The 18,058-nt window shown below is 47.0% G+C and carries 18 protein-coding genes and 1 riboswitch; of the genes, 13 read left to right on the top strand and 5 right to left on the bottom strand.

All coding sequences use genetic code 11. The features are described 5' to 3' along the window. Window positions 1-197: 197 nt before the first annotated feature. Genes dksA through ICN25_RS01200 form a run of 6 tightly spaced genes read left to right on the top strand, consistent with a single transcriptional unit; the run spans window position 198 to window position 5,224 of the window. Window positions 198-575, top strand: coding sequence for an RNA polymerase-binding protein DksA (gene dksA / locus ICN25_RS01225; RefSeq protein WP_062307316.1), 378 nt, complete (start codon window positions 198-200; stop codon window positions 573-575). 26 nt (window positions 576-601) lie between these two features. Then, complete coding sequence (gene argB / locus ICN25_RS01220) at window positions 602-1,504, top strand: acetylglutamate kinase (protein ID WP_216135460.1); 903 nt, start codon at window positions 602-604, stop codon at window positions 1,502-1,504. A gap of 22 nt (window positions 1,505-1,526) precedes the next feature. After that, a complete protein-coding gene (gene slmA / locus ICN25_RS01215) occupies window positions 1,527-2,183 on the top strand; it encodes a nucleoid occlusion factor SlmA (RefSeq protein ID WP_216178674.1) in 657 nt (218 codons plus the stop codon). Then, entirely contained in the window at window positions 2,180-3,319 is a 1,140-nt protein-coding gene (locus ICN25_RS01210; RefSeq protein ID WP_216178673.1) for a homoserine O-acetyltransferase, read from the top strand. The genes slmA and ICN25_RS01210 overlap by 4 nt, the downstream gene beginning before the upstream one ends. After that, a complete protein-coding gene (metW, locus tag ICN25_RS01205) occupies window positions 3,316-3,897 on the top strand; it encodes a methionine biosynthesis protein MetW (protein ID WP_216178672.1) in 582 nt (193 codons plus the stop codon). Before ICN25_RS01210 ends, metW begins: the two co-directional genes overlap by 4 nt. Beyond that, window positions 3,890-5,224 (top strand): MFS transporter, encoded by a 1,335-nt coding sequence (locus ICN25_RS01200; RefSeq protein ID WP_370624680.1) that lies wholly within the window; start codon window positions 3,890-3,892, stop codon window positions 5,222-5,224. Before metW ends, ICN25_RS01200 begins: the two co-directional genes overlap by 8 nt. Here ICN25_RS01200 and ICN25_RS01195 read toward each other — a convergent pair. After that, the gene (locus ICN25_RS01195; RefSeq protein ID WP_216178670.1) at window positions 5,217-5,999 is read right to left on the bottom strand and encodes an exodeoxyribonuclease III; all 783 of its coding nucleotides are present in this window, start codon (window positions 5,997-5,999) and stop codon (window positions 5,217-5,219) included. The genes ICN25_RS01200 and ICN25_RS01195 overlap by 8 nt on opposite strands. Window positions 6,000-6,007: 8 nt before the next feature. Here ICN25_RS01195 and pyrE point away from each other — a divergent pair, with 8 nt between their 5' ends. Further along, window positions 6,008-6,676 (top strand): orotate phosphoribosyltransferase, encoded by a 669-nt coding sequence (gene pyrE / locus ICN25_RS01190; RefSeq protein ID WP_216178669.1) that lies wholly within the window; start codon window positions 6,008-6,010, stop codon window positions 6,674-6,676. Window positions 6,677-6,697: 21 nt separating this feature from the next. Here pyrE and dapF read toward each other — a convergent pair whose 3' ends face one another. Genes dapF through ICN25_RS01175 form a run of 3 tightly spaced genes read right to left on the bottom strand, consistent with a single transcriptional unit; the run spans window position 6,698 to window position 9,397 of the window. After that, window positions 6,698-7,552, bottom strand: a complete 855-nt coding sequence (dapF, locus tag ICN25_RS01185; protein WP_216179489.1) for a diaminopimelate epimerase — start codon at window positions 7,550-7,552, stop codon at window positions 6,698-6,700. A gap of 59 nt (window positions 7,553-7,611) precedes the next feature. Next, window positions 7,612-8,511: a lipid A biosynthesis acyltransferase gene (locus tag ICN25_RS01180; protein WP_216178668.1), complete on the bottom strand. Its 900-nt coding sequence runs from the start codon at window positions 8,509-8,511 to the stop codon at window positions 7,612-7,614. Window positions 8,512-8,536: 25 nt separating this feature from the next. Further along, a complete protein-coding gene (locus ICN25_RS01175) occupies window positions 8,537-9,397 on the bottom strand; it encodes a lysophospholipid acyltransferase family protein (protein ID WP_216178667.1) in 861 nt (286 codons plus the stop codon). A 203-nt stretch (window positions 9,398-9,600) separates the two neighbouring features. Between ICN25_RS01175 and metK the strand changes: the two genes are divergently transcribed. From metK to metF, 3 genes are all read left to right on the top strand, one after another. Continuing rightward, window positions 9,601-10,767 (top strand): methionine adenosyltransferase, encoded by a 1,167-nt coding sequence (metK, locus tag ICN25_RS01170; protein ID WP_215302209.1) that lies wholly within the window; start codon window positions 9,601-9,603, stop codon window positions 10,765-10,767. Between the two features lie 78 nt (window positions 10,768-10,845). Further along, a riboswitch (S-adenosyl-L-homocysteine riboswitch) is annotated at window positions 10,846-10,957 on the top strand. A gap of 61 nt (window positions 10,958-11,018) precedes the next feature. After that, entirely contained in the window at window positions 11,019-12,464 is a 1,446-nt protein-coding gene (ahcY, locus tag ICN25_RS01165; protein WP_216178666.1) for an adenosylhomocysteinase, read from the top strand. Window positions 12,465-12,520: 56 nt separating this feature from the next. Beyond that, a complete protein-coding gene (metF, locus tag ICN25_RS01160) occupies window positions 12,521-13,351 on the top strand; it encodes a methylenetetrahydrofolate reductase [NAD(P)H] (RefSeq protein WP_216178665.1) in 831 nt (276 codons plus the stop codon). Here metF and ICN25_RS01155 read toward each other — a convergent pair. After that, window positions 13,341-13,964, bottom strand: a complete 624-nt coding sequence (locus tag ICN25_RS01155; RefSeq protein ID WP_255536628.1) for a 5-formyltetrahydrofolate cyclo-ligase — start codon at window positions 13,962-13,964, stop codon at window positions 13,341-13,343. The two genes, metF and ICN25_RS01155, sit on opposite strands and share 11 nt — an antisense overlap. A 55-nt stretch (window positions 13,965-14,019) precedes the next feature. Here ICN25_RS01155 and ICN25_RS01150 point away from each other — a divergent pair, with 55 nt between their 5' ends. From ICN25_RS01150 to ICN25_RS01140, 3 genes are read left to right on the top strand one after another with little or no spacing between them, the layout of a single operon-like run. Continuing rightward, complete coding sequence (locus tag ICN25_RS01150; protein WP_370624679.1) at window positions 14,020-15,978, top strand: transglycosylase SLT domain-containing protein; 1,959 nt, start codon at window positions 14,020-14,022, stop codon at window positions 15,976-15,978. A gap of 23 nt (window positions 15,979-16,001) precedes the next feature. After that, window positions 16,002-16,910, top strand: coding sequence for a complex I NDUFA9 subunit family protein (locus tag ICN25_RS01145; RefSeq protein ID WP_216178663.1), 909 nt, complete (start codon window positions 16,002-16,004; stop codon window positions 16,908-16,910). 4 nt (window positions 16,911-16,914) lie between these two features. Beyond that, on the top strand, window positions 16,915-18,054 hold the full coding sequence (locus ICN25_RS01140; RefSeq protein WP_216178662.1) for a polynucleotide adenylyltransferase: 1,140 nt from the start codon (window positions 16,915-16,917) through the stop codon (window positions 18,052-18,054). Window positions 18,055-18,058 lie beyond the last annotated feature (4 nt).

Here is an 18,058-nt window from a genome sequence, read left to right as displayed (position 1 = left end):
GGTCAATATTGGTAAATATTGGCAAAAGGGCGATAAAAGTTTGGCAGAATGAAGTAATAATGGTCTAGAACCATGGAAAGAATGAAATGACGGTAAAAACACCAACGAAATCTACGGCTACGGCAAAAGCACCTACTAAGGCTGCAAGTGCAAAGGCTGCTAAGGGTGCCCCTTTAACAGAGGTTGAATTGCTCAAGATGTCCGAAAAGGACTATATGAATGCGGCTCAGCTTGATTTTTTCCGTCAAAAGCTTCTGACCTTAAAAGACGATATTTTGAAAAATGCTTCTGAGACCACAGAGCATTTGCGTGAAAACATTTTGGTTCCTGATCCTGCGGATCGTGCAACGATTGAAGAAGAGCACGCTCTTGAGTTGCGCACACGCGATCGCGAGCGCAAGTTATTGAAAAAAGTAGAGCAGGCCTTGGCCCGCATTGAGTCTGGTGATTACGGTTGGTGTGAAGAAACTGGTGAGCCGATTGGCTTGAATCGTTTAATTGCTCGCCCAACAGCCAATCTTTCTCTCGAGGCACAAGAGCGTCGTGAGCTTCGTCAAAAGTTGTTTGGCGATTAATTACCAGATCAAATAAAAAAGTAGCAATGACAAAGCAATCCCCATCTATTAGCGAAATCTCTCCTTTACTGAAGGCGGAGATTTTGGCCGAGGCCTTGCCTTACATTCGTGCGTATCACGGTAAGACTATCGTGATTAAGTACGGCGGAAACGCTATGGTTGAAGAGCGCCTCAAAGAAAGTTTTGCGCGCGATGTCATCTTGCTCAAGCTAGTTGGCATGAACCCCGTAGTTGTTCACGGTGGTGGACCACAAATTGATGAGGCACTCAAAAAGATTGGCAAGACCGGCACCTTTATTCAAGGTATGCGCGTAACCGACGAAGAAACCATGGAAGTGGTGGAGTGGGTTCTTGGCGGAGAAGTGCAGCAAGATATCGTGATGTTGATCAACCACTTTGGCGGTCAGGCTGTTGGCTTGACTGGTAAAGATGGTGGCTTGATTCGTGCGAAGAAAATGTTGGTTGCTGATGAGAAGAAAGCTGGCGGAACGATTGATTTAGGTTTTGTAGGTGAGATCGAAGCAATTAACCCAGCAGTTGTAAAAGCATTGCAAGACGATGCTTTTATTCCGGTGATCTCCCCAATTGGATTTAGCGAAGAAGGCCAGGCTTACAACATCAATGCTGACTTAGTGGCTGGCAAGATGGCCGAAATTTTGCATGCAGAGAAATTGGTCATGATGACGAATATTCCTGGCGTGATGGATAAAAACGGTACGCTCTTAACAGACTTAACTGCACGTGAGATTGATGGCCTATTTGCTGATGGCACGATTTCTGGCGGAATGTTGCCAAAGATTTCCTCTGCATTGGATGCGGCAAAGAGTGGTGTGAATTCAGTTCACATTATTGATGGACGAATCGAGCACTCTTTATTGTTAGAGATTCTGACAGAGCAAGCGTTTGGAACAATGATTCGCTCCCGCTAAGAGTTGAACAAGAGATATATACATGCGTGATTCTTTAGACCCTACTGCATCAGAGATCGAAGCGACAGCTGCCGAAGAGGGTAAGACACGTAAGCGTCCACGCCCTGGCGAGCGCCGCCTCCAAATCTTGCAGGTGTTGGCTGAGATGTTGCAAAACCCTAAAGGTGAGCGTGTAACTACTGCAGCATTGGCAGCAAAAATTCAAGTATCAGAAGCGGCTCTCTATCGACATTTCGCCAGTAAGGCGCAGATGTTTGAAGGCTTAATCTCTTTTATCGAGCAAACAGTTTTTGGTCTGATTAATCAGATTAATCAGAAGGAAGAGTCTGGACTTGCTCAAGCGCGCGGTATTTTGCAGATGCTTTTATTCTTTGCAGAAAAGAATCCTGGCATGACTCGTGTCCTTTTGGGCGATGCTCTACTGCAAGAGGATGACCGTTTGCAAGAGCGGATTACCCAAGTGCTTGATCGCGTAGAAGCTTCTTTAAAGCAGGCATTGCGTATTGCACAAACTCAGGGTGGCACATGGGCAAACGTGTCTCAAGATGAAGTGAGCATCCGCGCAGCGATGTTAATGAGTTACGTCTTGGGCCGCTGGCATCGTTTTGCTCGTAGCGGCTTCAAGAAGCTTCCTACTGAAGCGTCTGATATTAGCCTTCGCATTCTTCTATCCGAATGAGCGAGCTACATCTCTCTAGAAACACTATCCACTTTGCTGAGCCCTTGCCTTTGCAAAGTGGCGCCATCTTATCGGGCTACGATTTAGTTATTGAAACTTACGGCAAACTCAATGCCGATAAAAGTAATGCTGTACTGGTTTGCCATGCGTTGAATGCATCACACCATGTAGCTGGACCCAACCCAGATGACGCAAGCGATATTGGCTGGTGGGACAACATGATTGGTCCGGGTAAGCCTGTTGATACTGATCACTTCTTTGTTATTGGCGTTAATAACCTAGGTTCTTGTTTTGGATCTACAGGTCCAATGAGCATCAATCCAGCCACCAGCAAGCCTTATGGCGCAGACTTCCCAGTGATTACGGTGGAAGATTGGGTTAACACTCAGGCACGCTTGGCTGATAAGTTAGGTATTCGTCGTTTTGCTGCAGTAATGGGTGGCAGCTTGGGCGGTATGCAGGCATTGGCTTGGTCAATTCAGTTTCCCAAACGCCTTGCGCATTGCTTGGTAATTGCATCTACGCCAAAGCTGAGTGCGCAGAACATTGCCTTTAATGAAGTGGCGCGTAATGCCATTTTGTCTGATCCAGATTTTCATGGCGGCAATTACTACGAGCATGGCGTGGTGCCAAAGCGTGGCTTAAAACTGGCCCGTATGGTTGGGCACATTACCTATTTATCTGACGATGACATGGCAGAAAAGTTTGGGCGCGAGTTGCAAAGACCTAACGGTGAATCTCAAGACTATCGTTTTAGCTTTGATGTCGAATTTGAAGTTGAAAGTTATTTGCGTCATCAGGGCGATAAGTTTTCCACTTACTTTGATGCCAACACCTATTTGCTGATTACCAGAGCATTAGATTATTTTGATCCTGCTCGTCGTTACGAGGGCAGCTTGAATCGCGCCTTAGCCGAAGTGCAAGCCAAGTTTTTAGTTGTGAGCTTCTCTACAGATTGGCGCTTCCCGCCTAATCGCAGTCGCGAGATTGTGGAATCCTTGCTCAGCAATAAGAGCGAAGTGAGTTATGCAGAGATTGATGCGCCGCACGGGCACGATGCTTTCTTGTTAGATGACCCTCGTTATCACAATCTGATTCGTGCTTATTTTGAACAAATGCTAGAGGCTAAATCATGAAGCGCGCAGACTTTGCCGCAATAGCGAACTGGATTGCGCCCAATAGTGAAGTGCTTGATCTCGGTTGCGGTGATGGCAGCTTCTTAGAGTATTTGCAAAAGAAAAAGCCTGTTCATGCTTATGGAGTTGAGATTGATGATGCGCGCGTACTTTCTTGCGCTCAAAAGGGTTTGAACGTCATTCAGCAAAATCTTGAAGGGGGCTTAGCGCTCTTTGAGAACAATAGCTTTGATACGGTAGTGCTCTCCCAAACGCTGCAAACGATTCACGAAACTGAAAAGATCTTGCGTGAAGTAGTCCGAGTTGGCAAGGAGTCCATTGTTTCTTTCCCAAACTTTGGCCATTGGTCTCATCGCCTAGCAGTTGGCTTTGGGCGCATGCCTGTCTCTAAGAGCTTGCCATACCAGTGGTACAACACGCCTAACGTACGCGTTCTCACTGTTGCTGATTTTGAAAAACTGGCTTCGAGCTTAGGATTGCAAATTTTGGATCAATGCATCTTGCATGAGGGTCGACAGGTTACTTTGATGCCTAATCTTTTTGGAAGCCTAGCGCTGTTCCGCGTTCGACGTGCTTAGTACTGTTGAGTCCTGGCTGAAAGATTTTCGGGTTTATCTCGAATGGCCTTGTCTCCGAATGCTCTTCTTGGGCTTCTCTGCAGGTCTACCGCTACTACTGATTTTAGGAACTCTAAGCTTTTGGCTAAGAGAGGCTGGTATTGATCGCAGCACCATCGGTTATCTCACTTGGGTTGGTTTGATCTACGCATTTAAGTGGATGTGGGCTCCTTTGGTTGATCGACTATCCATTCCCTTGTTGTCTACTTTATTTGGCAGAAGGCGTAGCTGGCTTCTCTTTGCACAGTTGCTGATTGTTCTAGGTCTAGTGGGTATGGCCAGCATTGACCCCAAGGTTCAGCTTACGCCGATTGTGTGGTGCGCACTCCTGGTTGCCTTTGGTTCTGCAACGCAAGACATTGCTTTGGATGCTTTTCGGATTGAGTCTGCAGATAGCGATCATCAAGCGGCATTAGCCGCCACATATCAAACGGGTTATCGACTCGCTTTAATTTGGGCTGGTGCTGGCGTTCTTTGGTTGGCTGCCCGCGCTGAGTCAGGCTCTGCTAGCTATGATCCTGCTGCATGGCAATTTGCCTATCTTTGTATGGCGCTCTCGATTGGTGTGGGCGTGATCACCACCTTATTTAGTAAAGAGCCTGTTCGTATTGAGCTTGCAAAAGCTCGTAATGCAAAAGCATGGCTACATCAAACCTTGATTGAGCCATTTGCAGACTTTATTAAACGCTATGGTTGGCACGCAATTTTGATTTTGTCCTTAATTGCCATCTATCGCATTAGTGATGTGGTGATGGGCATCATGGCCAATCCGTTTTATGTGGATATGGGTTACACCAAAGATGAGGTGGCGGCAGTTAGTAAGGTCTTTGGCGTGGTGATGACATTGGTCGGAGCCTTTGTAGGCGGCGTGCTCACATTGCGCTTCGGAGTGATGCGCATTTTATTTCTTGGTGCGATTTTATCGGCCGTCAGCAATTTGTTATTTGCTTGGCTTGCTACTCAGGGTCATGACTTGCATGGCTTGATCTGGGTAATCTCTGCGGATAATCTGAGTTCCGGAATTGCTTCAGCCGCCTTTATTGCGTTCTTATCGGCGCTGACGAATATTCAATACTCTGCAACTCAGTACGCATTATTCAGTTCGATGATGCTCTTATTGCCAAAGTGGCTAGCTGGATTTTCAGGTGTTTTTGTAAACAACTTTGGCTACTCAAACTTTTTTATTAGTACCGCAATTATTGGTGCGCCAGTATTAATTCTGATTTGGCTCACTATTCACTTCAAAGTAGTTGAGTTTAAAAAGCACGATTCACGGGTTGCTAAATAGACCAGTCGTAATCCACCATGAGTGGAGCGTGATCTGAGAAGCGCTCATCTTTATACACAGCAGTATTTTTGGCGCTTGCTGCAATTCCTGGGGTGGTGATGTGGTAGTCGATGCGCCAGCCAACGTTCTTTGCATAAGCTTGACCGCGATTACTCCACCAGGTGTAGCAGGACTCAGTTGCTTCGGGCTCTAGCTTTCTATAGACATCTACGTAACCGACTTTGCCAAATAGGTTTGTCAGCCAAGCCCGCTCTTCCGGTAAAAAGCCCGAGTTCTTCAGATTACCTTTCCAGTTCTTGAGGTCAATCTCATTGTGGGCAATATTCACATCCCCACACAGCACAATCTCGCGCCCTGACTTTTTGAGTTCAACTAGGTGTGGCAGGAAAGAGTCTAGATAACGATATTTAGCCTCCTGTCTTTCTGGTGAGCTTGAGCCTGAGGGCATATATACCGAAATTACTGAGAGCTTCTTGAATCGAGCCTCTACATAGCGCCCCTCAGCATCAAACTCTTCATTGCCATAGCCATAGAGCACCTCATCAGGCTTGTGAGGGGTGTAGATGCCACAACCGCTGTAACCCTTTTTCTCAGCGTGATGAAAGAAGCCATACAGCCCGTCTGGATTGAGGATGGCATCCTCTAGGTCATCTTGCTGAGCCTTGAGTTCCTGCATGCAGACAAAGTCGGCCTTTTGTTTTACAACCCAAGGCATGAAGCCTTTTTTGACTGCAGAACGGATACCGTTGAGGTTGGCAGAAATGATGCGTAACATATAGGCCTATGAGCTCAAAAAATTCTAATCAAGATAACTTTATTCAATTTGCCCTGGAGGCAAATGTTTTGTCGTTTGGGGAGTTTAAAACTAAAGCAGGGCGCCTTTCTCCTTATTTCTTTAATGCGGGGGGATTTAATGATGGTGCACGCTTAAGTGCCTTGGGTCGCTATTACGCCAAAGCTTTACAAGAGTCTGGCCTGCAGTACGACATGCTTTATGGGCCAGCCTATAAAGGCATTACTTTGGCTGCTGCTACTGCGATCGCTTTAGCTGATGATGGCCGTAATGTGCCTTATGCCTACAACCGTAAAGAAGCCAAAGATCATGGCGAAGGCGGTTCATTGGTTGGCGCCCCAGTCAAAGGCAAAGTAGTGATCATTGACGATGTGATTTCTGCTGGGACTTCGGTGAGAGAGTCTGTAAAGCTCATTCGGGATGCAGGAGCTGAGCCAGCAGCGGTATTAATCGCTTTAGATCGCATGGAAAAATCAGGAACTGCTACAGAGATTGGTGATAAGTCAGCAGTACAAGCTGTCGAACAAGAGTTTGGATTGCCAGTAGTGGCAATTGCGAACTTGGCAGACTTAATGGCTTTCTTAACTACCTCCAGCAATGCCGAGCTAACAAATTATTTACCAGCAGTAAAAGCCTATCGCGAGAAGTACGGGATTTAATCTACAGAGCAGCCCCGCTCTTTAGATTACTGTTTCACCTTCGAACACGGTAATGGCTGGACCTGTCATGATGACGGGCTGAGCAAGCTCATTGATCATGCCACCCCAGGCAATTAGCAAATCGCCACCACGGGTATGTACTTTGACCGGGGAGTCGAGTAAACCACGACGAATGCCCGAGACTACTGCAGCGCATGCACCAGTGCCGCAAGCGAGAGTCTCACCAGCACCACGCTCATAGACGCGCAATTTGATTTCATTGCGACTGAGGGTTTGCATATAGCCAGCATTTACTCTTTTCGGAAATGCTGCGTCCTTTTCGATTGATGGACCCTCTTCGAGTACGGGTGCGCTATCAACATCACCTACTACTTGTACTGCGTGGGGATTGCCCATCGACAAGACGCCTATCCAGCTATCGTGTGTAGCGGGCGTAGCAATCGGCAGCGCGTAGAGCATTTCATGAAACTCTTGCTTGCTTGCTAAGCCGCTTGCGTTAAAAGGAATTTGGCTATGCTCAAAAATCGGTGCGCCCATGTCCACTTCTACCTGACCATCATCATGAGATCTCAAGGTGAGTACGGTATGCGCCACTTCTACGCGCAAGGGATTCTTTGTAGACAGACCTTGGTCGAGCACAAAGCGAACAAAGCAACGTGAACCGTTGCCACATTGCTCAACTTCGCCGCCATCCGCATTAAAGATGCGATAACGAAAATCGGCGTCGGGACGCGTAGCTTTTTCAACGAGCAGAATTTGATCGGCACCAATGCCAAATTGGCGATGAGCTAGTTTTTGCCACTGCTCACGTGTGATGTCGCCGAGGTCTTGATCAATTCCATTGAGTACAATGAAATCATTGCCGGCACCATGCATTTTGGTGAAGTGTAATGTGCGTGCAGGCTTGTTTAAATTCGTGCTCAAAAGAATTCCAATTATTTGTAAAGACTTGGCTCGCCAGGCGGCCGATGTTTAAAGCGTTTATGTACCCAATAGTACTCCGCCGGCCTTTCTCTAACAAGGTCTTCAATGTATTTGTTTAAGCGCGCAGTATCGGCTTCCACATCATCCGTTGGAAAGTTGGGAAGTGGCGCGCTAATGTTGCAGGTATAAGCTTTGCGATCCGGATTCAAGGTGGTGGTCATGAGACAAACTTCTGCGCCACTGAGTCTAGCCAAGCGTGAGACCGAAGTGATCGTATTGGTTTGAATTCCAAAGAAGGGAACAAAAACAGAGTCGCGTGGACCAAGATCAATATCAGGCGCAATAAAAATAAAGTTACCCGTTTGAATTTCACGAATCAAATCACGTAAGCGACTTTGTCTCTCAATCGATTTGCCCCCAAAACGATTTCTCCATTCAATCATCTTTTGATTAAAGAATGGGTTCTTCATGTTTTGGTAGAGACCAGCACCGCGTGGCCAATCATGCTGACTGGCCAAAACAGAAAGCGCCATGAAGCCGCCCTCGAGTCCTACAAAGTGAGGATTGATTAAGAGTCGCGGCTTGCGATCGCCCAATGTAATTGCGGAGCTAATCGTGACGATGTCAGTAATTTGTTTTCCGCTGCCGAGCCAAATCCGACTTCTCTCAATTACGCTGCGTCCAAATAATTTCCAATGCTCTAGTGCAAGTACATCAATTTCATCTTCGCTCAGATTGGGAAAGCAAAGGCGTAGGTTGGTTTTAACAACCTTTACACGCTCATTTGGTATATGCGCTACTAACCAGCCGAGACCATAGCCAATGTAAATGGTGAAGGTATAGGGCAGAAATGCAAAAAGACGCAGCAAGTTCAGCGCTAGAAAATTAAAAACGTTTTGTAACCAAGTCATGTTGAATAAATTATAAATTTATTAACTAATTGCTTGGTGGTAATTCTGCGCCGCTGGGATGTTTGTAGCGGTTATAGGCCCAGATGAATTGATTAGGTGCAACTAGGATTGCATTTTCAATTGCGACATTGAGTTCAGCGGCAGCAAGTATGGAGTCTTCAGAAAGTGGTTCTAGTCTCTTGGCTTGCATGAGCCAGCCTTTACCAAGACCTTTGCGTTTAGCGGTAAACATCACAACCGGCGTGTTGTTGCGATTGGCTAAGCGAGCGGGAAGTGGGGTCGTATAGGCTGGGCGCCCAAAAAAGGGTACCCAAACACCTTCACCGCCGCTAGGCACTTGATCTGGAAGAATGCCAATGGCCTCTCCACGTGTCAGTGCCCGTGTCATTTGACGAACGCCGTTCAGGTTGGTGGGCACGAAATGCATATTGGGATAGGCGCGACCCTCTTCCACCACTTCGTTGAGCCATTCTTGGCGTGATGGACGATATAGGATGGTGGCCGGGAAGTGCTGGGCTAAGACTCGAGGAATGATTTCAAAGCCACCAAGGTGTGGAGTGAGCATGACTAAGCCATGGCCTTCGTTAATAGCTTCCTCAACCAAATCCCAGTCCCGCACCTCGACTAGCTTGAGCGCCTTTGCTGGATTGCGCCAAATCCACAAACTGTCTGAGAAGAGCTGGCCGGAGGCCGCCGCCGCACGCCAGATTTGCAGAGGTAAATGATGACTCTTAACAACGGCCTCATATTGAGGGCGGAAAAGTGATCGATATTGCTTGGAGCCGACATAGGCCAGCACCCCTAAAGTAGCCCCAATCACCTGAACCGGGAATAAGGGCAATACCGCTATTGCAGCGAGGGTTAGCTTGAGAAGGAGTTTACGCACCCTCTAATGATATTCAATGCTGGCGCTAGGGCCAAATTTACTGAGCGGCTTGATGAATAAGGCGTTTTTCGGATAGAATTCGTCTATCGCTGAGTTAAGGCAACTTGCAGGGCGATTCATAAATTCTGCTAAAGCGTCGCCGTTGAAGTTCCTGGCACGTCGAGTTGTCCCATAGATCGTGTTAGTTTTTAAAGGAATATGCAATGGCAAATGATTACTTCTTTACCTCAGAATCGGTTTCTGAAGGTCACCCCGATAAAGTAGCAGACCAAATCTCTGATGCCATTTTGGATTCAATCCTGGCTCAGGACCCAACTGCGCGCGTTGCTGCGGAAACTTTGTGTAATACCGGCTTGGTAGTTTTGGCTGGTGAGATCACAACGAACGCCAATGTGGATTACATCCAAGTGGCTCGCAACACTTTGCGTGAAATTGGTTACGACAACACTGACTACGGTATTGATTACAAAGGTTGTGCCGTTTTAGTTGCTTATGACAAGCAAAGTCCTGACATCGCTCAGGGTGTTGATAAAGCGCATGACGACGGCTTAGATCAAGGCGCTGGTGACCAAGGTTTGATGTTTGGTTACGCCTGTGACGAAACTGCAGAGCTCATGCCTTTGCCAATTCATTTGTCACACCGTTTAGTAGAGCGTCAATCTCAACTGCGCCGTGATGGCCGTTTGAACTGGTTGCGCCCAGATGCGAAGTCTCAAGTGACCCTGCGTTACGTCGACGGCAAACCTGACTCAATCGACACCGTAGTTCTCTCTACACAACATGATGAAGAAATTTCTCTCGAGAAATTGCGCGAAGCAGTGATCGAAGAAATCATCAAACCAGTGTTGCCAAAGCATTTGATCAAAGGCGCGATTAACTTCTTGGTAAACCCAACAGGTCGATTTGTTATCGGCGGCCCGCAAGGCGATTGCGGTCTGACAGGTCGCAAGATCATTGTGGACACCTACGGCGGTGCAGCCCCTCACGGTGGTGGCGCGTTCTCTGGTAAGGATCCATCCAAGGTTGACCGTTCCGCCGCCTATGCTGGTCGTTATGTGGCGAAGAACGTAGTTGCTGCTGGTTTGGCAAGCAAGTGCTTGATCCAGATCTCCTACGCGATTGGTGTTGCTAAACCAACTTCAGTGATGGTGAGCACCTTTGGTACTGGCAAGATCTCTGACGAGAAGATTGCGCAATTGGTATCTGAGCACTTTGATTTGCGTCCAAAAGGCATCGTCAAGATGTTGAACCTCTTGCGTCCGATTTATCGCAAGACTGCTGCTTATGGCCACTTTGGTCGTGAAGAGCCGGAATTTACTTGGGAACAGTGCGATAAAGCGCCTGCCTTACGTGCAGCAGCTGGCTTGTAATCTGCTTTCTAGGTAGTAAATTTGCAGTTTGTTTTGTATTGAGGCGAAATATGGCGAAATTGATTACAATTTCGCCATACCTTCAAGGAGCGTTGCAAGGAATGCTGAGAACCAGCGTTTCCCCAGGCTTGAAGGGAGTGGACTCCTAGGTAACCCCAGAGTTTGCTAATTGCAACTGCGCTCGCTAACCCATGATTCAATGGCTAGCGAGTTTCTACTCCAGCATTGGATCGTATTTAGCTGGAGCATTCATGAGTACCGTTTCCGATTTAAATAACTTTGTAGCAACCCGTTGCGCTATCGCCGATATTTCTTTGGCTGACTTTGGTCGTAAAGAAATCGCCATTGCTGAAACTGAAATGCCAGGCCTCATCGCGATTCGCGACGAGTTCGCATCACAGCAACCATTGCGTGGCGCACGTATTACTGGCTCATTGCACATGACCATTCAAACTGCAGTGTTGATCGAGACGCTTGAAGCGCTTGGCGCTGAAGTGCAGTGGGCATCTTGCAATATTTTCTCTACACAAGATCATGCTGCTGCAGCGATTGCTGCAAACGGCACACCAGTGTTTGCGATCAAGGGCGAAACCCTTGAGCAGTATTGGGATTACACCCACCGTATTTTTGAGTGGGCAGATGGCGGCTTCACCAATATGATTTTGGATGACGGTGGCGATGCGACTTTGTTATTGCACCTCGGCGCACGCGCTGAAAAAGATCAAGCTTGCTTGAATCATCCAACCAGCGAAGAAGAAACTATTTTGTTCGCGGCTATTAAAAAGAAATTGGCGCAAGATCCAACTTGGTATTCCACACGCTTAGAAAAAGTAAAAGGCGTAACCGAAGAAACTACTACTGGTGTACATCGTCTCTATCAGATGTTTGCTAAGGGTGAATTGAAGTTCCCAGCAATTAATGTGAACGATTCTGTTACTAAGAGCAAGTTCGATAACCTCTATGGTTGCCGCGAATCTTTAGTTGATGCGATCAAGCGTGCTACTGACGTCATGGTTGCCGGTAAGGTTGCAGTGGTTTGTGGTTACGGCGATGTGGGTAAAGGCTCAGCTCAAGCTCTACGTGCTTTGTCTGCTCAAGTTTGGGTTACTGAAGTAGATCCAATCTGCGCATTGCAAGCGGCAATGGAAGGCTACCGTGTTGTCACAATGGATTACGCCGCAGATAAGGCAGACATCTTTGTTTCCGCAACAGGTAACTACCATGTGATTACACATGATCATATGATCAAGATGAAGAACCAAGCCATCGTTTGTAATATTGGTCACTTCGATAACGAGATTGATGTTGCTGGTATCGAGAAGTACAAGTGGGAAGAAATCAAGCCACAAGTAGATCACGTGATTTTCCCGGCAGCTAATGGCAATCCTGAGAAGCGCATCATCATCTTGGCTAAGGGCCGCTTAGTTAACTTGGGTTGCGGTACAGGACACCCATCTTATGTAATGAGCTCTTCATTTGCGAACCAAGTGATTGCACAGATCGAATTGTGGAATGCAGTTGGTACAGATAAATACCCAGTCGGTGTTTACACCTTGCCTAAGCATTTAGATGAGAAGGTTGCTCGTTTGCAGCTCAAGACATTGAATGCACAGTTAACTGTATTGTCAGATCAGCAAGCTTCTTACATTGGCGTAACGAAGGAAGGCCCATACAAGGCTGACCACTACCGTTATTAATTTGTACCCTTGCTAGATATTGTTCAATAGAGAAATAGAGATACAGGCCCAAGATCATGGAATTAAGCGTTGAATTCTTCCCTCCAAAAACACCTGAAGGTGAGAGCAAGCTGCATCTCGTGCGCGAGCGTTTTAGTGAAACGCTCAAGCCCGCTTTTTATTCTGTGACTTTTGGTGCTGGTGGCTCTACTCAATCTGGCACATTAAAAGTGGTGAGCGATATTCATGCTGCAGGTGCAGCGGTTGCTCCTCACTTATCTTGTGTTGGTAGCTCACGTGAGAGCGTGCGCGAAATGTTGAAGCAATACCAAGCTTTAGGTGTTAAACGTATCGTAGCTTTACGTGGCGACTTACCATCTGGCATGGGTCAGTATGGTGAGTTCCATCACGCCAATGAATTAGTTGAATTTATTCGTGCTGAAACTGGTGACTGGTTCCACATTGATGTGGCCGCATATCCAGAAAGTCATCCTCAGGCTAAGTCGCCAGCGACTGATGTGGATTTCTTTGTACAGAAGATGAAGGCTGGAGCCAATTCGGCAGTGACTCAGTATTTCTATAACAGCGATGCCTACTTCCGCTTTGTGGATGAGGCTTATGACTTAGGCGTTACTCAGCCAGTGATCGCCGGAATTATGCCGATTACTAATAGCACTCAGTTGCTGCGTTTTTCAGATGCTTGTGGCGCAGAGATTCCACGTTGGATTCGTTTGCGTTTGCAGTCTTATGGTGATGACACTGCTTCGATTCGTGCGTTTGGTGAAGAGGTGGTTACCGACCTTTGCGATCAGCTTTTAACTGCTGGTGCTCCAGGATTGCATTTCTATTCGCTGAATCAGGCAGATGCTGTTTTAGCGATTGCAGACAATCTCAGTCTCAATAAGTAATTAATAAGCCTGACTCAGTCAGCATGGCATCTAAAGGCTCATCATGTGTTTGAGCCTGCCATTGAGCATCATCTAATTTTTGCCAATCAAAGCCTATGCCGATGCATAGTAGCTTGGGCTTAGCTTGACGTAACTGAGCCAAGGTGCGGTCAAAGTAGCCGCCCCCATAACCAAGCCGCCAATAATGTGTTTTATCGCCCACCTTGGATTCTGACCAGCCCACGCAGGGTATCAAGATGCAGTCTGGAGTGACTTGAGGTCTACGGGGGTTATTAGGGTCTGGCTCCGGAACGCCATGGCGACTTGGAATTAGTAGATCGCCCTCTTGCCATGCATAAAAATCCAAATGTTTATCAGGGCGCGCAAAAGGAAGGGCCAGTGTTTTGCCTGCATGACTCTTAACCCAAGCCAATAGAGCGGGCCGCAGATCAAGCTCATCTTGTATGGGGCAATACAGGGCTATAGATTGAACTTGAGCATCATGGCTGCCCAGAAAACTGGCTAGGCCAGCCGAAATGGCTTCTCGTGCCATGGGATAGCTTGCGCTGGCCGCAAACTGTTTCCTTTGGGCTAGTAAGTCCTGCCGTAGCGATTTTGGAGAATTGCCGTGCATATCGACCATTATCAGGCGAAAATTAAGAGATATAGTAAATCGATAAGGTAAGACGGTGAAAAAGAGGTTTGATGTTTTTAGTGGCTGGCAAAAAACAGTGGGCGGAATTTTATTTCTAGCTCTGGCAGTTGCTGTGCCTAACGTTTCTGCAGAAAAAGCTAAAAAAGCTACTCCTGCTAAAGAAAGCAGAGTTTCAGCCTTTGAAATTACCGAAGGTGATCGTACCTTTATTGAATTGCGTGAGGCTGCCAAACGAAATGATGTGGCTCGTACACAGGCCTTAGCTGCCAGCCTCTCGAATTACCCGTATGACGATTACGTAGCTTATTTCCGCATCAAGCCGCAGTTATTTGATAGCGCTGGTGGTGCTCGATCCGACAGCAATGTGGACTCTCAAGTTGTAGCTTTTTTAAATCAATACCAAGGCACTGCACTGGCTGATCGGATGCGCAATGATTGGTTGCTCGTTTTAGGTAAGCGTAAAGACTGGTCTCGCTTTGATGCTGAATACTCCAAGTTTGTTTTAGATGATGACACTCAGGTGAAGTGCTATTCCTTGCAATCGAAGTTAGCTCAAGGTGAGAACCCAACAAAAGTAGGGCTTGATGCGCGCGCAATATTGTTGGACCCGCGTTATTTCGGTCAGGCTTGCCAAGAATTGGTGCCTATTTTGGTTGGCGCTGGTGGTATGACGCCGAGCGAAGCAAAAGCGATTGGTCGCGCTGCTAGCGAGATGGGTTTTGACACGATGTCACGCCGCTTGGGTGGCGAGGATCCTATTGCTGAGATTGTTAAATCTGCCAAAGCAGATCCTGCAAAAGCGTTTAAAGATTTTTCACAAAATGCATCTCGTTACAGCAAAGAGAATCAGGCGGTTGCTTGGGGTGTGATAGGTCAATTCCTCGCAAAGAAATTAGATCCCAATGCGGATGATGCATATCGCCTTCAGCAGGAGCTAGGCTACAACGAGCTTCTTTCTACGGAGGGCCAAGAGTGGAAAGTCCGTGCGGGCCTACGTGCTAAGGATTGGACGCTGGTAAAGAATGCAATTGAAGGTATGAATCCTGCGGTGCGCAGCAAAGATCCTGCTTGGACTTATTGGTATGCGCGTGCATTAAAGGTAGATGGCCAAAATGAAAAAGCTCGCGAGAATCTCGAGCTCGTTTCTGACCAGTACAACTTTTATGGACAGCTTGCACGAGAAGATCTAGGTAAATCGAATCATGCGCCTGTGCGTACCAAAGTTAGCGATGCAGAGATTGATGCCATGTCTCAACGTAAGGGCTTTATTCGGGGTGAGCGCTTCTATGCCATGAATTTACGCTTTGAAGGTAATCGCGATTGGAATTGGGAGTTGCGCAATATGAGCGATAAGCAGTTGCTCGCAGCAGCTGAATATGCCAAGCGCATTGGCTTGTATGACCGCGTAGTGAATACAGCAGATCGTACTAAGCAAGAACATGACTTTAGTTTGCGTTACCCAACTCCATATCGGGATGAGCTATCCCCAATTGCTAAGCAAATTGATTTGAACTTGGCTTGGGCTTATGGACTGATTCGTCAAGAGTCACGCTTCATCATGAATGCCTCTTCATCGGTTGGCGCTTCAGGCTTGATGCAGGTAATGCCAAATACAGCAAAGTATGTGGCCAAGAAAATTGGCATGACCTCCTATACCAATGACAAACTTGCTGATACCAATACCAATCTCACTTTGGGTAGTAATTACTTGAATATGGTCTTGGGAGATTTAGATGGTTCTTGGGTTCTGGCGTCTGCCGCTTATAACGCTGGCCCATCACGCTCTAAAACTTGGCGGGAAAAACTCACCAGCCCAACAGAAGGTGCAATCTTCGCGGAAACCATTCCGTTCAATGAAACAAGAACCTATGTAAAAAATGTTTTAGCCAATGCAACGTATTATTCATCAGTGATGCATGGGCAGTCGCAGTCTTTAAAGCAGCGTTTAGGTGTGATTACTCCTAAAGCGGCAAACTCATCTGAGCTACCTTAGTATTTCAACTACATTGGAGTTTTATGAAATATGACATTCTGCTAATTGGCGGTAACGGTTTTGTAGGCAGAGTCTTGGCTGCCCAGTTGCAAGCAGAGGGATATTCCGTTTTGCTGCCTACTAGACACTTAGCATCTGCGCGTGAATTGCGCATGCTGCCGAAAGTGCACTTAGAAGATGCGGATGTACATGAGTTTGATTCCTTGCAAGAACTTTGCTCACGAATTAAGCCAGGAGGCGCAGTCATTAATTTGGTGGGCGTATTGCATGACAAGCCTGCACAGCCTTACGGAAAAGTATTTGAAGCTGCACATGTAGAGCTCCCTAAAAATATCATTACTGCAATGCAGTTGCATGGCCTCAAGCGTTACTTACACATGAGTGCATTGGGCGCGGATTCGAATGGCCCATCGATGTATCAGCGAAGCAAGGGTGATGGAGAGGCCGCAGTAAAAGCTAGCAATCTTGACTGGACTATTTTTAGACCGTCAGTGATTTTTGGCGCTCAAGATCAATTCATTAATTTATTTGCCAAGTTAACCAAGCTATTCCCTGCAATGCCTTTGGCAAACTCGGGGGCACAGTTTCAGCCGGTGAGCGTGGATGATGTGGCTAGTGCATTTACTAAGTCTCTGAAAATGCCATCGACTATTCATCAATCCTATGACTTAGTTGGCCCTACCGTTTACACCATGAAAGAGATTGTGGAATTTGCTGCGCGCAAGGTCAATACAAAATGCGCGATCATTCCTGTGCCCGCTTTTGTTGGTTATCTTCAGGCCCTAGCTTTTGAGTTCCTACCTGTTCCAACTTTGATGTCTCGCGACAATATTGCTTCAATGCAGTTACCAAACATCTTGCCGCTGAATGGTGTGGATGCTTTAACTAAAGTATTTGGCATTAGCCGTCGTACCCTAGAAGGCATGAAATAAGCTCATGAAGATCTACGCTGTTGGTGGCGCCATTCGGGACATCCTCATGGGTTTGCCGGTGCATGACATTGATTATGTGGTTGTTGGCTCCAGCGTAGAAGAAATGATTGCCCAGGGCTATCGTCCGGTAGGCAAAGATTTTCCAGTGTTCTTGCATCCAGAGACCCAGGCTGAATATGCCTTGGCTCGCACAGAGCGTAAGACGGGCAAGGGCTATAAGGGCTTTATGTTTTATGCCGACCCGACCGTCACGCTAGAGCAAGACTTAGAGCGTCGTGATCTGACTATTAATGCAATGGCACAAGAAGTCGGTGCTGATGACAAATGGGTGGGGCCTATTTTGGATCCCTACAACGGCCAGCAAGATTTAGCGGCTAGAGTATTTCGTCATGTATCCGATGCATTTGCTGAAGATCCTTTGCGTCTATTACGTATCGCTCGTTTTGCAGCGCGCTTTCCAGAATTTATTGTTGCGCCAGAAACCATGGCTGCTTTACAGGCGATTGTTCATTCCAATGAATTATCGGCACTCTCGGCTGAGAGAGTTTGGCAGGAGTTAGCTAGAGGCTTCACTGCCGATAAGCCAATGCGGATGTTCCAAGTTCTACTGGATGTTGATGCAGCCAGGGTATTGCTGCCGGCAACGCTGACATCCTATTTGGCTAAAGAAGAGTTCCGCGAGCAACTCATTGCACATTTGCATGCAGCAGATAACCGTCTCGAAGATCGATGCGCCGTCACTCTCATGCATTTACCTGCCAGTGAAATTCGCTCTTGGGCGGAGTGCGTCAAGATGCCAAATGAAGTGCGTGATTTCAGTGAAATATTTAGCGAGCTCAATGTACTCGTTGAGAAATCAGTCAATGATGCAGGTGTTAGCTATGAGCCTGCAGATATATTGGCCTGGTTTAATCGTGCAGACGTTTGGCGTAAGCCTGAGCGTGGAAATGCTTTGTTGAATTTAGCAAAGCGTATTGGCTTGAATGTCAGCGCTTTAATTTCAGCAATGCAAAATGCTCAATCGCTCAATACGGCCGAAATTATTGAAGGTGTTCCTGCAGACCAGAGAACTAACGGTGAAAGAATTCGTAGTGCAGTTGATGCTGCGCGACTCTTAGCTATTACTGCAGCCGTAAGCATTTAAAAAC

This window comes from Polynucleobacter sp. 80A-SIGWE (genome assembly GCF_018882295.1).
Lineage (GTDB): Bacteria > Pseudomonadota > Gammaproteobacteria > Burkholderiales > Burkholderiaceae > Polynucleobacter.
Note: the sequence above shows the minus strand (reverse complement) of the source record. Positions and strands in the feature narration are given on the sequence as shown.